Origin of the sequence: Cohnella phaseoli (assembly GCF_003386235.1) — a bacterium.
In the GTDB taxonomy this organism is placed as follows: Bacteria; Bacillota; Bacilli; order Paenibacillales; family Paenibacillaceae; genus Cohnella; species Cohnella phaseoli.
In genome coordinates this window covers 50,319-66,798 of sequence record NZ_QRDZ01000031.1, presented here as the reverse complement: position 1 = coordinate 66,798, position 16,480 = coordinate 50,319, and the positions used below count along the sequence as shown (strand labels likewise).

Below are 16,480 nucleotides of genomic sequence, written 5' to 3'. Positions count from 1 at the left end.
CCCGCTTACTAGGATTGCGCGGCATTTAAGTACGCAATCATATAGTCCAGAAACCGTTGACATGCGAGAGAACGAGTCCTGTCTTGACGCTCGATCCAGAGAAGCTGGCGCTGTAGCGGAGGATCGATCGGAACGATGGCAAGCTCATTCCCGATGCCCGTCTCTGTTTTTTTCCACATTCGATAAGCATTGACGGGAACCAGGGCAACGCCGAGATTTGCCCTAACGAGTTCCTTGATCACGTCGTATTGATGGACGACGAGACGCACATGAGGTTGAATCGCCAATTGCTTGAATAACGGCAAAATGAAGCTCTCGTACCAACGATTCAAGGTAGAGAGAATGAGAGGCTGCTGATGAAGCTCCACTAGCGGTACGCAGTCCCTGCCCGACCAAGGATGATCGGCGGAGACCAGCAAACCGAATTCTTCCACATGCAACGGCTGCTCGCGCAATTGCGGGTGATGAACGGGAGCGGTGACGATGCCCGCTTCCATATGATGCCCGAGAACCCAATCCAGGATCGGTTCATTCAATCCTTGCTCGATTTCCAAATCGATCGAGTCGTTGTTGCGCACGAACTCAGGCAAAAAATGCGGCAGCATATACCATACGAATGTCGGGTACATAGCCAATCTTACAAAGCCGCGTCCCGACAGTCCTAGATCCTGGATGCTCCGAGCCGCTATCTTCCAATCCGCCAAAATCCGCTCGCAGTGAAACAGAAGTCTGTTTCCCGCCTCCGTAAGCTTGATTCCCCTGCCCGTCCGAATGAAGAGCTCGGCGCCGATTTCGGCTTCCAATCTCGCCATTTGCTTGCTGAGAGCAGGCTGGGCGATATGAAGCTCCTGTGCGGCTTTCGTGAAATTTCCGAGTTTCGCGATACATTGGAAGTACTCCAAAAGCTGAAGCTGCATAATTGCCTCTCCATTCCTAATCTATTATTTCATTGAATAGTTATTTAGCAAGTCGGTTAAGTAATCTATCGCAATTGCGATATTCCATTTTGATTATATCAGTGATGAACATTATATATTGGACGCTGCCGGTCGTCAATTCTAGAATGAGGAGGCAGGCTGCTTGTTGAAACGCCTTATACCCTACATTCTAGGAGGCAAGTCAAATGCCTAAAGTGGAAGCCACACGAATCGACCCCATTACGCTGGAAATCTTGTGGACCCGTCTGATCGCAATTGCGGACGAAACGGCAACGATATTAAAGAGAACGTCCTTCTCTCCGACAGTGCGAGAATCCAACGATTATTCCTGCGTACTGTTCGACGAGAACGGGGACACGGTAGCCGAGAATACGATCGGTATTCCGTCCTTTAATGGGGTCATGTCGCGAGCGTTGAAAAGCATTCTGAACCTCTTTCCCCGACAAAACTGGCGTCCGGGCGACGTTGTCATTACGAACGATCCATGGATCGCGTCCGGTCACCTGCTTGACATCACATGCGTTATTCCGATCTTCTACAGGGATAAGCTGGTCGGTTTCTCTGGCAGCATTGCCCATATGGCGGATATGGGCGGAAGCGGGTGGGCTTCCGACGGCAGGGAGGTATATGAGGAAGGCATCTGCATTCCTCCGTTATTTCTTTATAAGGAAGGCAAGCCGAACGAGGATTTAATAAGAATTTTGCGCGGCAACGTGCGAGTGCCGGACGAAGTGTTGGGAGACGTTCATGCGCAAATCGCGGCGGGCCGCGCCGGCGCTGCGCTTCTTATCGAGTTGCTGGAGGAAAACGGGATCGCGGACATCTCTCCGATATCCCGCGAAATCCAAGATAAAGCCGAGCAAGCGATGCGGAAAGCCGTAGCGGCGATTCCGGACGGCGAATACCGTCACGAAATGCAAACGGACGGATACGACGGCGAACCTATCGAGCTGAAGGTAAAGGTGACGGTAAACGGAGATCAGCTTGTCATCGATTTTACGGGATCGTCGCCGCAAATCGGACACGCGATCAATGTTCCTTATAATTACACGCACGCGTACACTTGTTTTCCGGTTAAATGCGCCATCGATCCGTTGACCCCGCGCAACGAAGGCTCTTACCGCCCGTTTACGGTAGTTGCGCCGGAAGGCAGCATTCTGAATCCTCTGTTCCCCGCTCCGGTGAACGGCAGGCATTTGGTCGGCCATTTCTTGTCCTGCGTCGTCTACGGAGCGCTAGCAAAAGCGATCCCGGATCAAATTATCGCCGATTCCGGAAGCGCGCCTCAGCAGTATACGATATTCAACGGCACTTGGCGGGACAGGCCGTACTCGACGGTGCTGACGATTTGCGGCGGCATGGGTGCGCGGCCGACGGACGACGGACTAAGCTGCACGAGTTTTCCTTCCAACGTCAGCGTCGGTTCCATGGAAATTACCGAAGCGGTTTCTCCTCTGGTCGTCTGGCGGAAAGAATTGCTGCAGGATTCCGGCGGGGCGGGCAAGTATCGAGGCGGGCTTGGCCAAGTGATCGAGCTCGAAATTCGAGGGGAAGGACCGGTACAGATGTCGCTCATGTTCGACCGCGTCGATCATCCGGCGTCGGGGACGGCCGGCGGAGCGGCGGGAGGCGCTGCGCATGCGTCCGTAAACGGTGAATTGGCCGTTTCTCTAAAGGGGCGGAATCAAGTGGGGCCGGGAGATCGAATTCGTCTGCAATATTCCGGCGGGGGCGGCTTCGGCTTTGCGGACGAACGGCAGACGAAGCTTATCGAGAAAGATTTGCTCAATGAATTGATTTCGAAGGAGGCCGCGGTCAATGTCTATCAATACAAAGGATAAGATCGGCAAGTGGATGGTAGGTTCGGATGTCGGCGGAACGTTTACCGATCTGACGATGCTTGACAAAGAAAGCGGTACCGTCCTGACCGGCAAAATACTGACGACGCCGGACGATCCGAGCCGCGCGATTTTCAATGGCTTGGATCAGATGGCGAAGCAATACGGTTTGGATTTGAAGGACGTGGAAACGTTTATCCATGGCACGACGCTGATCGCCAATACGATGATCGAGCGCAAAGGCGTGCCGACGGGGCTTATAACGACGGCGGGATACCGGGACGTGATCGAGATCGGCAATGAAATGCGCTTCGATATTTTCGATCTGTTTATGAAGAAAATGGAACCGCTCGTTCCGAGATTTTTAAGGAGGGAGGTCAGGGAGCGCGTGGACAGCGAGGGAGCCGTTCTGGTCGACTTCCATGAAGAGGATGTTCGTCAAGCGGCTGCGCTGTTCAAGGAGCAGGGAATCCAATCGGTCGCCATCGCTTTTATTAACAGCTATCGCAATCCGGAGCACGAGAAGCTGGCGGAGCGAATTTTACTGGAGGAGATGCCCGAAGTGTCCGTTAGTCTTTCCTCCGATGTCGCGCCCGAAATACGCGAGCTGGAACGCTTCTCGACAACGGTCGCCAACGCTTACGTGAAGCCGCTGCTCCGCACCTATATTGCCAAGCAGGAGCGCAGCCTCGCCGCCTACGGCACGGATGCTTCGGTGAACGTCGTCATGTCCAACGGGGGGTTGACCGATGCCGAATCCGCAGCGGCCTATCCGATTCGACTGATCGAGTCCGGTCCGGCGGCCGGCGTCATCGCCGCGGCGTTTCACGGCAGAATGGCCGGAGAGAACCAAATTATCGCTTTCGATATGGGCGGCACCACGGCCAAGATGTGCCTGGTCCGGGATGGAAGCCCGAATCGGGTTTACGAGTTCGAGGCGGCGCGGATGCAGCGATTCAAGAAAGGGAGCGGCATACAGCTGCGTATTCCGGTCATGGAAATGATCGAAATCGGCGCCGGCGGCGGAAGCATCGCGCACCTCGACAATATGAACATGCTTAAAATCGGACCGGAAAGCGCCGGCTCCGTTCCGGGACCGGCTTGTTACGATCTCGGGGGAGAAGATCCGGTCGTGACGGATGCAGACGTTCTGCTTGGGTATTTGGATCCCGATTATTTTCTCGGAGGAGATATGCAACTGAGCGCCGAGCTCGCAGAGAGAGCTATCGCGAATAAGGTAGCCATACCGCTTGGGATCAGCTCAATAGAAGCCGCAGCGGGTATTCATGAAATCGTGAACCATAATATGGTGTCGGCGGCAAGAATTCATATCGCCGAGAAAGGGACCGATCCGCGCAAATTCAGCTTGGTGGCGACAGGCGGAGCCGGACCGGTTCATGCGTACGGCATAGCCCGTTTGCTCGGACTGGGCCGAATCGTGTGCCCTCCCGCAACAGGAGTCGCATCAGCGGCAGGCATGCTCGTCGCTCCGCCTATGGTGGAACTCGGACGCAGCTATGTTAGCAGCCTGGATGCTTTGGATTGGGCGTACCTTCGCAGTCTTTTCGCGGATATGCGGAAGAACGCGGCGGAAGGCTTGGGCAAGGTGGGGGTCAGGGAAGAAGAGATGGAGACGATGTATACGGCAGAGATGCGATATGCCGGACAAGGTTATGAGATTGCCGTAAAGTTTCCGGAATCGATGCTGATCGATGAGGATACAAGTGTTTTGGAGACGGCTTTTCTGAAGGAATACGAAGCGACGTTCGGCCATTGTCCGCAAGGCGTCTCGCTTGAAATCATCAATTTGCGGTTGCGTTCTTTTGCGCCTGAGCAGGTGTCCAATCTTCGCTTCAATCGTTACGATCCGGATGGCGAGAAGGCGTTGAAGGGCCGCAGGAACGTATATTTTCATGAAATCAAGTCATTTGCCGATACGGCAGTATACGATCGATATCGTTTAGTTCCCGGTACGACCGTCCCGGGGCCGGCGGTTATCGAAGAACGGGAATCGACCGTAGTGGCGGGACCTAACACAACGATTAAGGTGGATGGTCACCTCAACCTGGTCATAGATCTTCATTGATGATGAAATGCGATCGGAGAGACGGCATTATGGGGAGAAACGACCCTTATATCGATCTCGGCACGGACGCGAGGACAGCGCCGACAAGCCGGATGTGGGAGGCCATGCAAGCCGTGGCGCTTAACGCTACCCCGTTCAAAGGCCAAGAGGCGGTGGAGGCGCTCTTGGCCAGAGCTTGCGAATTGACGGGACAAGCTGCGGCATTGCTGCTGCCTTCATGTACGATGGCGAATTTAATTGCGATGATGGCGCATGCGGATCGCGGAGATCAAGTGATTCTAGAGGAAAGCTCCCATATCGCCTGGTCGGAAGGCTGGGGCATGGCATCCATTGCGGGCATTTATCCGAAGCTGCTCAAGGGGCGACGCGGCGCGATCGACCTCGAGGAGATCCTATCCGCCGTAGAGGCATCCGTATTTTCGCATCGGCCTCGCACTAAGCTGCTCTGTTTGGAAAATACGCACAATGCCGGCGGAGGCGCGGTTCTGCCCCAAGCCTATGCGGCGGAAGTTTGCGCGGCAATGAAGGAGCGCGAAATTTACGTTCATTTGGACGGAGCGCGAATCTTTAATGCGGCGGTAGCGCTGGATTTACCGGTGCGGCAAATGACGGAAATGTACGACTCGGTGACGATCAACTTAAACAAAGGGTTATGCGCTTTGGAAGGTGCTTTATTGTGCGGCTCCGCGGCAATGATCCGGAAAGCGTCGCAGTTGGCTCGGGCGCTTGGCGGAGACAGTCAGCATAAGGCCGAAATCATCGCTGCGGCGGGATTGATCGGCTTGAATGAAATGGTGGACGATATCGCAAAAGATCATCGCCGAGCCTACTTGTTCGCATCGGCGGTACAACGGATTCCAGGTATTGGCGTAGAGCTTCAAAGGGTACAAACGAATATCGTCATGGTCGACGTTTCCGGTACGGGTCTTGCCGCGAAAGAAGTTTTGCAGCGTTTGAAGATACGAGGCGTCGCTTCCTACTTATATAGCGATGCCGTCCTGCGCTTCGTCTTCCATCGGGAAATCAACGATGAAGACGCCTTAAGGGCATCTCGATTGTTGGGGGAAGCAATCGGATAGGCAAGGAACGGCGAACGATGATCGAACAGAAACGCCTTAGCTGTTATTTTGACAAGATGTCCAGATCCGTGCTACCTTGTTCTCATCCTCAAACAAGTCAAGGGAGCCGTGATCCCGTGTACGAACAGAAAACAAAGGAAACCGAAAACAGCGTCATCGAGTTTATCGAGAGCGTGGACCATCCTAAGAAGCGAGAAGACGGCTATAAACTGCTCGACATTTTTGCCGAGACGACCGGTTATCCGGGAAAAATGTGGGGACCGAGCATCATCGGCTTCGGATCGTACCATTACAAGTATGCGACAGGTCATGAGGGAGACGCGCCGCTTGTCGGCTTCTCGCCAAGAAAGGCGAAGATCAGCCTTTATTTCGCTCCCGGCGATTCTCAGCGAGAGGAACTGCTGCAGAAGCTCGGCAAACATACGACAGGCAAGGCGTGCGTCTACATCAACAAGCTGGACGACATCGACATTGAGACGCTGAAAACGTTGATCCGACAGTCCGTCGATTTCCTAAAGGTGACATATCCCGAATGATCACCGAAAAAAAGCCCGCGAGAGCTTGGCTGCGTGAAGAGGCCAAACTCCTGCGGGCTTTGTCATATTATAGCTTAAACGCAATCTCCAAGTCGCGGATCTGCTCAGGGCCGATGTGCACGATGTCTCCGAGGCAGCCGGCCGACAGAAGCGCTTTGGCGCTGTATTCGGCGACTTCGAGCCGGTCGAACGCATTAAGCAGATTTTGGCCGGTTACGATGACGCAGTTGTTGTCCACGATAGCGATCGGCGTGTCTTTCGTAAAGCGGGCCGCAGTGCCTTCCGTGTTGCGATAGACGGCGTCGAAAGGAAGCTTGGGCGTCTGCCGCATCAGAATGTAGCTCTCCGGAATCGTACGCGAGTCGAGCTCGCGGTCGGTGACGGCAAAGGCCATCACATTCGGCGGATGCGCGATTATGACGCTGTCGATATGAGGGTGCAGCTCGTAAATGCGCTTATGAAGGTGGACGGAACGGCTCGGCGTTTTGCCGGCTTCGACCGCTCCGCCCTCGATGCGCACAAGGTCCTCCGGCTCCAAGTATTTGCGGTCGACTCCGAAAGGCGTGATGACAAAGGAACCGTCCGCAAGTCTATGCGAGAACGTTCCCTGCGTGCTCGTGAACAGGCGCTGGTCGTAGGCTCGCTTGATCAGCGTGCACATATCCCGGCGAAAGGCAAGCTCGTCCGTGCCGTACGACTGCGGGACGAACTCGCCCAGCTCCGGCTCGTCGCTGTGTGCCATCGCGCCGAACTGATCGTCCGACAGCAGCGTCGGCGTTCCGAGCCTGCGAGCGTTAATTTCCAGCCGCGCGCAGAAATCAAGCGTCTCGAAGCGTTGAAACGCTTGGAACAGATCCGCTCCGCCGACGACAACGCCGTGGTTTTCCAACATGACCGAATCGTTGCCGCGTTGGAACACGGCGGCGATATTTTCGCCCAGTTGGCTGCTGCCGGGGAGGGCGTATTCCGCCATGCCGATTTCTCCGCAAATCTGCCGCTCGTTAGGCAGCAGCCGCGTGTCGGGAATGCGCCTGACGATGCTGAACGAGACGAGAGCGGGGGGATGGGCGTGCACGACGGCCCGCAAGTCCGGCCGAGCGGCGTAGATGAGCCGGTGGAACGGAAACTCGCTTGACGGGCGATGATGGCCGACGACCGTACCGTCGGGTTTGACGCATACGATATCGTTTCGCGTCAACGTGCCTTTATCTACGCCTGCGGGCGTAATCCAAATTTGATTTTGTTCGTCAAGAATCGACAGATTGCCGCCGGACGTCGTCGTCATACCATAACCGTAAATCCGGTCCATCATCAGAAGTATTTGATCCGCGGGGTGAAGTAGATCGTAGCGCATATAAGCTCCTCCTAGTCCTGTTTCCCTCTATTGTACATAAAAACCGGTTTTCCGACTGTAAAGAAAGTCATAATTCCTCGCAAATTTCGGCTTTATGCCCAAATGTGAGAAACGCTACAGAAATTCGGGGCGAGGAGTATATACTATAAGTACGCATTCGGAAAGGGAGGGGAACGGATGACCTATCATCACGTATTGGCCGCATTCGATGGCTCCAAAGCGTCGGCCAAAGCGCTCGCCCACGCCGTCAAGCTCGTCGATAGCCGCCCGGGTAGCAAGCTGACCGTCGCTCACGTCACCGCGAGGCCGCCTTATGCTTTTGCCGGGTTTGGCATGGTTGTGCCGAGCGGCTACGAGGAACGGATGAAAGAGTATCAGGTTAGTCTAGTTCGCCAAGCGGAGGATGCGATCAAAGAGCTGCCCTACGCGAAAGTCGCTGTTCTCGAAGGCGTTCCTTCCTCGGCAATCTTGCAATATGCCAAGGAATATTGCTGCGACTTGATCGTAATCGGCAACAGAGGGCTCGGACCGATTCGGGAGTGGATGCTTGGTAGCGTCAGCCATCATGTCGTGCAGCAAGCGCAAATTCCGGTGCTGGTCGTCAAATGAAGGCACAACGCAAAGAGCCCGCAACGAATGCGGACTCCGGAACGAATGAGGATCGAGCTCACAGCCAGGATCTCGGATAGCAGCAGAAGCCTTTGTGGCTGTAATCCTTCTTGCCTTCGCTTTTGTGATGGCCTTCGCTGCGCTTGCCACAGCTCTTATGCTGCTCGCCGGACTTGTGCATACCGCCAGACTTGTGCATGCCGCACGATTTGTGACCGTGAGACTTGTGGTGACCATGGGACTTGTGATGGCCATGGGATCTGTGCTCACCGCATTTGTCCTTCTCGCAGCCTTTGCTCTTAGGGGGAGATTTGTGTTTACAGCAGGACTTATGTTTATCATGGGATTTGTGCTTGTCCTGACATTCACGACTCATTAGGGCTCACCTCGATTCTTTGGATAATACTAGAGTGTATGAGGGAGCCGCACGCATTGCTTGTACCTTTGGCTGGACAAGAGAAAAATGGAGAAGAGCGTAGTCGCAAATGCGGCGAAAAAGAAAGAACACCCGGCAGCAGTCCGCCCGAAGGCGGCAGCGCAGGGTGTTCTTCTATGATTTGCGTTCAATCAGAATCGTCAGGCTGACGAGCGTGACGAAGACGGTTGCGCCCATGTCGGACAGAATCGCGAACCATAACGTGAGCCAGCCCGGAAGCGTAAGCAACAGCGCGGCCAGCTTCAATCCGAGCGAGATTGCAATGTTGAAGCGGATCGTGCGGTTGACGTGTTTGGCTGTGCGGATCGCTTCCGGCAATTTGCCAAGATGATCCTGCATGAGCACGACGTCCGCGGTTTCGATTGCGCTGTCCGTTCCTTTGCCCATCGCGATGCCGATGTGAGCGGAAGCGAGAGCGGGTGCGTCGTTAATGCCGTCGCCGACCATGCCCACGACGCCTTCCTCGGCGAGACGCCGCACCTTCGCAACCTTCTCCTCGGGCAGCAGGCCGCCGAACGCTTCATCTACGCCTACCGCTCGGGCGACCTTCTCCGCGGTTTTCGCATGGTCGCCCGTCAGCATGACGGTGCGTCTAATTCCTTGACGGCGCAGCGCCGCTAGCACGGACGCGCTTTCCTCGCGAATCTCGTCGGCGATGCCGAACAACCCGAGAATCGCGGCGGAATCGGCGACAAGAACAATCGTAAGCCCCTGCTGCTTATAGGCTTCAATCTCGGCACGAATAGACTCGGGAATGTTGAAGTGCTCGACGATGTTCTCGTTGCCCAGCCAATAGGAGGCTCCGTCGCATTCGGCCACGGCTCCGCGGCCAGGGACGGCGCGGATGTCGACGGCCTCAGGCAATGTTACGCCCGCTCGGCCGACCTCCTTCATGATCGCTTTGGCCAGCGGATGGGAGGAGGATTGTTCAATGGCTCCCGCGACGGCGAGAAAACGCTCTGCGTCGTATACGGTCATTTGCTCCACGTACGGCTCGCCCTTGGTCAACGTTCCGGTTTTATCGAAGGCCAGCGTATCCAGCTTGCCGAGCTGCTCAAGATGGATGCCGCCTTTGACAAGAATGCCGTGGCGGGCGCTGCGCGCGATGCCCGACAGAATCGCGATCGGGGACGAGAGAATAAGCGCGCACGGGCAGCCCACGATCAAGACGGCCAACCCTTGATATAGCCATTTCGTCCAATCTCCGCCCAGCAGCAGCGGAGGGACCAACGCTACGAGCGCCGCGACGAGCATGATGAGCGGCGTATAGTATTTCGCGAAACGATCAATGAATAGCTCGGTCGGCGTCTTCGTCTCCTGCGCCTCTTCGACAAGATGCAAAATTCGGGCGAGGGAGGAGTCTTTATATGCTTTGCGGATGCGTACGCGAATAACGCCTTCGTTGTTGATGCTTCCTCCGAATACGGCATCGCCTTCGCCTTTCTCCAACGGCAGCGATTCTCCGGTAATGGCCGCTTCGTTCACCGAGCTTCGTCCGAAGACGACCTCGCCGTCGGACGGAATTTTCTCCCCGGGCTTCACGATAACCGTGTCGCCCGCTTGCAGCGCCGCGATCGGTACGATCGTCTCTTTGCCATCCTCAAGCTTGCTCGCTTGCTTCGGCGCGACGCTAAGCAGCCGTTCCATCGATCGCCGGGCTTTCTCCATCCCCAGCCCCTCGAGCAGCTCGTTAACGCCGAATAAAATGGCGACCAGCGTCGCTTCCTTCCATTCGCCGATTGCGACGGCTCCGATCAGCGCGATTGTCATCAACGTGTCGATATTGAACTTGAGCCGGAGCAGGTTCTTCGCGCCCTTATAAAAAGTAGAGTATCCGCTAAGCGCGGCGGCTAGCAAATAACAGACGACGGCGAGCGAAGAGGAGAGTCGTCCGTCCATGATGAGAGCAGCGACATAGATTGCGGTCGAAACGGCCAATAGCGCGATCATCCGTTTGCTGCCGTGAGAGTGAGCATGGTCGTGCTCATGCGAGTGCTCATGGCTATGAGGCTGGCTATGATCGTGAAAGCCGGAATGTTCGTGTGCATGCGGCTGGCTATGATCGTTCGAGTGATCGTGCGTGTGCGCCGCTTCAGTCAAAGCCATTGCCGATGCGTGCCCGGACCCGGAACCTTGTTCTGCAGGCTGTTCGACAAGATATGCGCGGTCGCTCTTCAGAATTTGCCTGACGCGATCGAGCGGAACCCGTTCATCGAGCTTAAGCTTGCCGCTGGCAAAGCTAAGCGAGGCCGTATCCCCGTAGTCCAGCCGCTTGATTTCCTCCTCCAGCGTCCGGGCGCAGTTCCCGCAAGACAGCCCTTTAACCCGGTATTCGATCATTTCAATCCTCTCCCATTATTAAATGAATACTTGTTCATATAATAATCTAAAGCAAACGACAAAACAAGTCGAATAGACAAAATCGGCCCGATTGAAACTGTCAAGATCGAGTGCGAACCGCCCTTGATCTTAGTGCATCGATAAGCAGAACGACAAAAGGAACCGCGATTCCGAGCAAGATGGCGTAGCTCTGCCACGGCTTCAGCGAATTGAGGAAGAAGACGGCATTCGGATGGACGACGCCGGCCAGTGTCAGGGCAATCAGGGACAAGCCGCTCAGCAGAATACGGTAATCGCTAAGTCGAAGCACGCTGGCCAGGCCGTCGGCGCTTACGAACAGAAGCAGCGTTAGCCGGAAGAAGATCGTGATGTACCATAATACGCCGACAATCACTTCAAAGCGCTCGTAGAAATCCCAATAACTGATCGTCGTCAGCACCGTATAGCTGGGATAGGCCATGTTTGCCGCAAGAGCTTCGCCCAGTACGCCGACCGACAGCAGCGTCATTAGCAAAAATATGCTCCCGACGACAAGGGCGCATCCTGCGAACAGAGAGCTCCATTTGCGGAAATTGCGTGTGTAGGGCGTAACGAAAAGCAAGAAAGCCGTTTCCGCATAAGGAAAAGCCAACATGGAAAGCGATGCATAGACCGGCGGCTTCCAGCCGTACTCCAAGACGGGCAGCAGCTGAGTCGGATTCATAGCGGGAACGAGCGACAGATAGCCGAGCAGAAACAGGAACAGAACGATGTAGAACAAAATTTCCGCGGCGCGTCCGACGGACGCGATTCCGAGTCGAAGCGCATATAGAACAGGCAGCAGCATTCCCGCCTGGATGACAATCTCCGGCGTCTCGGGAAAGAAAACGGTGGCCACAAAATCGCTTAAATCAGCCAATAAGAGAGTAAAGATCAGGAACGGGAAGCAGACGATAAACACAAAAAGCAGCGTGCTGCCGAGCAGTTTGCCGAACACTCCGACCGCATATTCATGGATGGTTCTCCCATGCATCCGTTTGGCGATAGCGGCATACATCGGCACAAGCAGCATATAGCCGAGTATGGACAGCAACACCGCTATCCACGCATCCTGCTTAGCAATCGTGGTAAGCATTCCGGGCAGGAGCAAGAAGGAGCTCCCCAACTGGTACAGAATAATCCAGTGAACAAGCTGCTTGGGCGTAACGCTTGGCTTGGTCATGAGACACCTCTCGTTCTCCGGACAAAGCAGCCTGTCAGCCAGACGACAAACGGAAAAGCCGCCCCGAACAGCAGCGCGTAAATCGGCCAAATGTTAAAAATCTCGCGCAAATACGATACGTTCGGCCAGATGAAATTGGCGACGAGCAGGCCGATCAGCGAGAGCGGAATGAGCAGCGCCTGCGGAGACTTTAGCTGAAAGGCGTGGGCCAAACCGGCGCTCGATACGTGCATGAGCAGCGACAATCGCATGAAAATGGTAATAAACCACAAAATGGTGATCAATACCTCAAAGCGCTCGTAGAAGTCTCCGACGCTGATCGTTCGAACGACAAAGTAGCTCGGAAACGAGACGTTGGCGACAATCGTTTCCCCTAGCACCGCGATTGTGAACAGCGTCAACAGCAGGAAGATTCCGCCGCTGATCGCTAAGCTGGCATATACGGCCCGCTTCCAATGCGAATAGCGAAGGCGCGGGAGGAAGAAAAGGAAGAGGACGCTTTCCAGGTAGGGGAATGCTAGAAGAGGCACCGCGCCGCTGGCGATCGGCCTCCAGCCGTATTCGAATACCGGAAGCAGATTGTCGGCCTTCATGCTTGGGACCAGCGATACGAAAATAATGGAGAGCAGCGATACGGCGAAAAACGACAAAATTTCCCCGGTTCTTCCGCATACCGCAACGCCGGCGCGGTTGATATATACGACCGCTCCCATCATAAGCAGGTACAGCGCATCGGTAGGCGTTTCCGGCATCAACGAGGTGCTGATGAAGTCGCCTAAATTCCGCAAGGTCATTGTGAGAATGAGAAAAGGGCACGCCAGGCTGAACAAGCCAATGGCGATTCTGCCTGTCTTTTTCCCCCACAGATCGTCCAAATAGGCCATAAACGTTTTGTCCCCGGTTCGCCTCGCAACCGCCAAGCAGAGCGGAAGGAATAGCATCTGCAGGGCAAGAGCCGCGGGAACGGCAAGCCACGCGTCCTGCATGGCCGCGCTTGCCAGCACTGACGGAAGCACGAGAAACGAGCTGCCCAATTGGTACAGCATAAACCAGATGGTCGCCTGTCTTTCGCTCAATCCGTCCATTCGCTACAACCCCATCTTGTCAAGATAGCAGCTTGGCTACAAACTGGCTGGCCGGCTGGAACAGCGTATCGATGATCCCGAGCGGGCTCGGCAAGTTAACTTGGGCCAGACGCAGCACGCCGAGCAGCAGGCCCGCTGCCAGAAATACGGCTCCGACCGCAATGTCGCGTCGCTGCTTCAAGCGCGCGAGGCTGCGATATTCAATTAGCGAACCCGCAAGCGCGATACCCATGACGATCGCCAATAACATAGCCGGCTCACTCCTTTTCCGCTTTGTCGAGCGGATTGATCATTTTTCCGATTTTGCGCAGCTTATAATCGATAGAGATGTCGACCTGCATCTCTTTGAAATAACGGTCCCAATCCCGCTTCCATTGATGCCATTGCCGGGGATGTTTACGATGGAAGGCTTCCCCGAAGCCGAAAATGTCGGCGCCGTAATGACGCTGCACCCTTGTAATCGAATCGAAGAGCAGGTCGTATAGCTGTTCGGAGGCGGCGCTTTGCAGCTTGAGAAATTCTTCTTCCTTCGTCAAATCTACGTCGCATCCGACCTCGGCTAAATTCGCTTCGGTTTTCATTTTGACCTGAGCGTAGGGCTCTCCGTCGCGAATAGATGGAAGCACATTCACCCTGGATAGGATCACTTCTACGTTAAATTTCTTGTCGGAGTCGGGACAGCCCACAATGCCGACCGTGCTCTTAATGTTGTTTGTCACATAGTTGTAAGCTTTGCTTTCGCTTTCGTTCAGCCAGCCGATCAGACGGTCGTCCTTCAGGACGCCGATGCCTACGTACTTGAATTCGGAGAACGACTTCGGACGGGTGACGTTGCCGAGCGTTTTGCCCTTTTTGATGTCCCCGATTACCGTTACGCCTGTCAGAACGGGTTCGACGCCGGTTTTCGTAATTTTTTGCAGAAAATCGATAATGTTGACGGCTGCGGTTGGCGCCCAAGCCTCCTGCGATACTTTAAGCGACTTATACAGCTCCATGGCCGGCAATATTTCGGTTGGCGTCGTCAGCTCAAGCAATTCTTGCGCATTCGCGTCTTTGGCGATCGCGATATAGAAATCCGGACGAAACTCGTGATCCCTTGCGAAGAAGTCCACGATATCGTTGATCCCTTCCCGAGCGGCTTTTTCGTTAAATACGAGCAGACGCAGGTGAGCGACATACATCTTTCTAGAGGCCTTCGTCGTCACCTTGCGCAGCGCTTCGAATATGGTCTCGGAACGCTGAGTAAACGTAACGACCGGGGAGCGATTGGCCGCCCGATTGCGCGACATTTGGGTCGGATCGACGGATTGCAGGGTAACGACGTATTCGTCGTCGACTTTGTCGACGCCCATGGCCAGCACGACGGACAACTCGTTTAATTCGCGACGATTCCAACATCCGGACAGCGCAAGAGCAAAGACTAATACTACCGCGGCCATGCGGAAGAGCCTGATCAGCCGCATTATCGTTTGCCTCTTGCGGAGCCGAACCGATTCGAGCTGCGATAGGGGAAGCGAAAGACGGCGTCCTGCTGCATTCCCTTGCGGAACGGCGCCATCGGACTCATGTAAGGAATGCCGAACGATTGCAGATGGCACAGATGGATTGTCAGCACAATAAAACCTATCGTTAGGCCGTACACGCCCATAACGGCCGCAAGGCCCATAAAGGCAAATCGCAGGAAACGGATGGAGATCGACATCGAATACGAGGGGATGACGAAGCTCGCAATGGCCGTGATGGCAACGATGATGACCATGGCCGGCGAGACGATGCTCGCTTCGACAGCGGCTTGGCCGATCACGATCGTTCCGACGATCGATACCGCTTGTCCGATTGTACGCGGCATTCGAATGCCCGCTTCGCGCAATATTTCAAAGGTAACTTCCATGAGCAACGCTTCGAGAAACGCCGGAAAGGGGATGCCCTCGCGCTGCGCGGCAAGACTCAGCAGCAGCTGCGTCGGCAGCATATCCTGGTGGAACGTCGTTAAGGCGATGTAGATGGCAGGCGCAAGCATGCAGATGAACAGAGAAACGTAACGAAGCAGCCGAATCGCATTCGAGTATAGAATCGATTGATAGTAGTCTTCCGCCGATTGCATATAATCGACGAACAGTGTAGGCGCAAGCAGCACAAACGGCGTGTTGTCGACGAAGATGGCGATTTTGCCTTCAAGAATTCCCGCCGAGATAACGTCCGGCCTGTCCGTGTTGTACATCGTCGGGAAGATGGTCTTTGTTTGATTGCTTCGCAACAACTCCTCCACGTATTCGCCTTCGAGCACGCGGTCGATGCGTACGGAACGCAGCCGTTCCGAGATCGTCTCGACAAGCTTCTCATCCGCAAGTCCGCTGATGTACATCAAGTCGACGTCTGTTTTCGTCCGATAGCCGATTTTGAGGTTGATGATGCGGACGCGGGAGTCTTTCACTCTTCTGCGGACCAGCGTCGTATTCGTGCGCAGCGTTTCCGTAAAGGAATCCTGGGGGCCGCGGACGACCGATTGCGTCTTCGATTCCGTAACGGCGCGATCCTCCCAGCCCTGCATGCCGACGAACAGGCAGCGATCCGCCCCATCCATCAGCACGATCAGAAACCCGGATAGCAGACGGTCGAGCAACTCGTCCACGGTGTCGGTTAAGCCCATTTCCCCAGCGTCGATTACGTATTGCTGCAGACCCGCTAACGACGCCTGCTCCGCCGGAGCGCGATCCAGCAGAGAGGCGATGACGCTGTTCTGGACGGCATGCTTGTCGACCATGCCGTCCAGATACAGCAGAGTAAGGCTTTGTTTGCTGGGCAGTTTAAGCTCGCGGACAATCAGGTCGGGGCTGCGGCCCATCAGGGACAGGATATGGTCAAGCGTCTGTTGCCTATCCCGGCTTAAGTTGTTCATACCTATCCCCTTTCGAGCGCGTAACGCGTTCACTAAGTATTTCCAGAAGAGAAAATAGCAATTCATCGCGAGCCGGGCA

At 55.1% G+C, this 16,480-nt stretch carries 13 protein-coding genes; 5 read left to right on the top strand and 8 right to left on the bottom strand.

Translation table 11 applies throughout. The features are described from left to right. Nucleotides 1-8: 8 nt before the first annotated feature. Nucleotides 9-917, bottom strand: coding sequence for a LysR family transcriptional regulator (locus DFP98_RS29855; protein WP_116064293.1), 909 nt, complete (start codon nt 915-917; stop codon nt 9-11). Between the two features lie 206 nt (nt 918-1,123). Here DFP98_RS29855 and DFP98_RS29850 point away from each other — a divergent pair, with 206 nt between their 5' ends. The 4 genes from DFP98_RS29850 to DFP98_RS29835 all read left to right on the top strand — a co-directional run bounded on the left by DFP98_RS29850 (nt 1,124) and on the right by DFP98_RS29835 (nt 6,477). Continuing rightward, entirely contained in the window at nt 1,124-2,779 is a 1,656-nt protein-coding gene (locus DFP98_RS29850; RefSeq protein ID WP_116064292.1) for a hydantoinase B/oxoprolinase family protein, read from the top strand. Next, the gene (locus tag DFP98_RS29845; protein WP_116064291.1) at nt 2,757-4,862 is read left to right on the top strand and encodes a hydantoinase/oxoprolinase family protein; all 2,106 of its coding nucleotides are present in this window, start codon (nt 2,757-2,759) and stop codon (nt 4,860-4,862) included. Before DFP98_RS29850 ends, DFP98_RS29845 begins: the two co-directional genes overlap by 23 nt. A 29-nt stretch (nt 4,863-4,891) precedes the next feature. Further along, complete coding sequence (locus DFP98_RS29840; protein WP_181918021.1) at nt 4,892-5,941, top strand: threonine aldolase family protein; 1,050 nt, start codon at nt 4,892-4,894, stop codon at nt 5,939-5,941. A 116-nt stretch (nt 5,942-6,057) separates the two neighbouring features. Next, nucleotides 6,058-6,477 carry a DUF1801 domain-containing protein gene (locus DFP98_RS29835; RefSeq protein ID WP_116064289.1) on the top strand — a complete coding sequence of 140 codons (420 nt, stop codon included), beginning with the start codon at nt 6,058-6,060 and terminating at the stop codon, nt 6,475-6,477. 67 nt (nt 6,478-6,544) lie between these two features. Here the strand turns inward: DFP98_RS29835 and DFP98_RS29830 are convergent, their stop codons facing one another. Further along, on the bottom strand, nt 6,545-7,831 hold the full coding sequence (locus DFP98_RS29830) for a class II aldolase/adducin family protein (RefSeq protein WP_116064288.1): 1,287 nt from the start codon (nt 7,829-7,831) through the stop codon (nt 6,545-6,547). Between the two features lie 177 nt (nt 7,832-8,008). Between DFP98_RS29830 and DFP98_RS29825 the strand changes: the two genes are divergently transcribed. Then, entirely contained in the window at nt 8,009-8,440 is a 432-nt protein-coding gene (locus DFP98_RS29825) for a universal stress protein (protein WP_116064287.1), read from the top strand. Between the two features lie 550 nt (nt 8,441-8,990). Here the strand turns inward: DFP98_RS29825 and DFP98_RS29815 are convergent. The 6 genes from DFP98_RS29815 to DFP98_RS29790 form a co-directional block, all read right to left on the bottom strand. After that, nucleotides 8,991-11,216, bottom strand: a complete 2,226-nt coding sequence (locus DFP98_RS29815; RefSeq protein ID WP_116064285.1) for a heavy metal translocating P-type ATPase — start codon at nt 11,214-11,216, stop codon at nt 8,991-8,993. 100 nt (nt 11,217-11,316) lie between these two features. Further along, the gene (locus DFP98_RS29810; protein ID WP_116064284.1) at nt 11,317-12,417 is read right to left on the bottom strand and encodes a GerAB/ArcD/ProY family transporter; all 1,101 of its coding nucleotides are present in this window, start codon (nt 12,415-12,417) and stop codon (nt 11,317-11,319) included. Then, on the bottom strand, nt 12,414-13,502 hold the full coding sequence (locus DFP98_RS29805) for a GerAB/ArcD/ProY family transporter (RefSeq protein ID WP_116064283.1): 1,089 nt from the start codon (nt 13,500-13,502) through the stop codon (nt 12,414-12,416). The genes DFP98_RS29810 and DFP98_RS29805 overlap by 4 nt, the downstream gene beginning before the upstream one ends. A 19-nt stretch (nt 13,503-13,521) precedes the next feature. Beyond that, nucleotides 13,522-13,752, bottom strand: a complete 231-nt coding sequence (locus tag DFP98_RS29800) for a hypothetical protein (RefSeq protein ID WP_116064282.1) — start codon at nt 13,750-13,752, stop codon at nt 13,522-13,524. Nucleotides 13,753-13,759: 7 nt separating this feature from the next. Next, entirely contained in the window at nt 13,760-14,965 is a 1,206-nt protein-coding gene (locus DFP98_RS29795; protein ID WP_116064281.1) for a Ger(x)C family spore germination protein, read from the bottom strand. Further along, entirely contained in the window at nt 14,965-16,401 is a 1,437-nt protein-coding gene (locus DFP98_RS29790; RefSeq protein ID WP_116064280.1) for a spore germination protein, read from the bottom strand. Before DFP98_RS29790 ends, DFP98_RS29795 begins: the two co-directional genes overlap by 1 nt. Nucleotides 16,402-16,480: the final 79 nt, after the last annotated feature.

Excerpts from the sequence above, each read along its gene's own strand:
- DFP98_RS29840 (WP_181918021.1), top strand. The coding sequence starts at position 4,892 with ATGGGGAGAAACGACCCTTATATCGATCTCGGCACGGACGCGAGGACA.
- DFP98_RS29815 (WP_116064285.1), bottom strand. The coding sequence starts at position 11,216 with ATGATCGAATACCGGGTTAAAGGGCTGTCTTGCGGGAACTGCGCCCGG.
- DFP98_RS29855 (WP_116064293.1), bottom strand. The coding sequence starts at position 917 with ATGCAGCTTCAGCTTTTGGAGTACTTCCAATGTATCGCGAAACTCGGA.
- DFP98_RS29845 (WP_116064291.1), top strand. The coding sequence starts at position 2,757 with ATGTCTATCAATACAAAGGATAAGATCGGCAAGTGGATGGTAGGTTCG.
- DFP98_RS29790 (WP_116064280.1), bottom strand. The coding sequence starts at position 16,401 with ATGAACAACTTAAGCCGGGATAGGCAACAGACGCTTGACCATATCCTG.
- DFP98_RS29810 (WP_116064284.1), bottom strand. The coding sequence starts at position 12,417 with ATGACCAAGCCAAGCGTTACGCCCAAGCAGCTTGTTCACTGGATTATT.
- DFP98_RS29805 (WP_116064283.1), bottom strand. The coding sequence starts at position 13,502 with ATGGACGGATTGAGCGAAAGACAGGCGACCATCTGGTTTATGCTGTAC.
- DFP98_RS29795 (WP_116064281.1), bottom strand. The coding sequence starts at position 14,965 with ATGCGGCTGATCAGGCTCTTCCGCATGGCCGCGGTAGTATTAGTCTTT.
- DFP98_RS29825 (WP_116064287.1), top strand. The coding sequence starts at position 8,009 with ATGACCTATCATCACGTATTGGCCGCATTCGATGGCTCCAAAGCGTCG.
- DFP98_RS29830 (WP_116064288.1), bottom strand. The coding sequence starts at position 7,831 with ATGCGCTACGATCTACTTCACCCCGCGGATCAAATACTTCTGATGATG.
- DFP98_RS29850 (WP_116064292.1), top strand. The coding sequence starts at position 1,124 with ATGCCTAAAGTGGAAGCCACACGAATCGACCCCATTACGCTGGAAATC.
- DFP98_RS29800 (WP_116064282.1), bottom strand. The coding sequence starts at position 13,752 with ATGTTATTGGCGATCGTCATGGGTATCGCGCTTGCGGGTTCGCTAATT.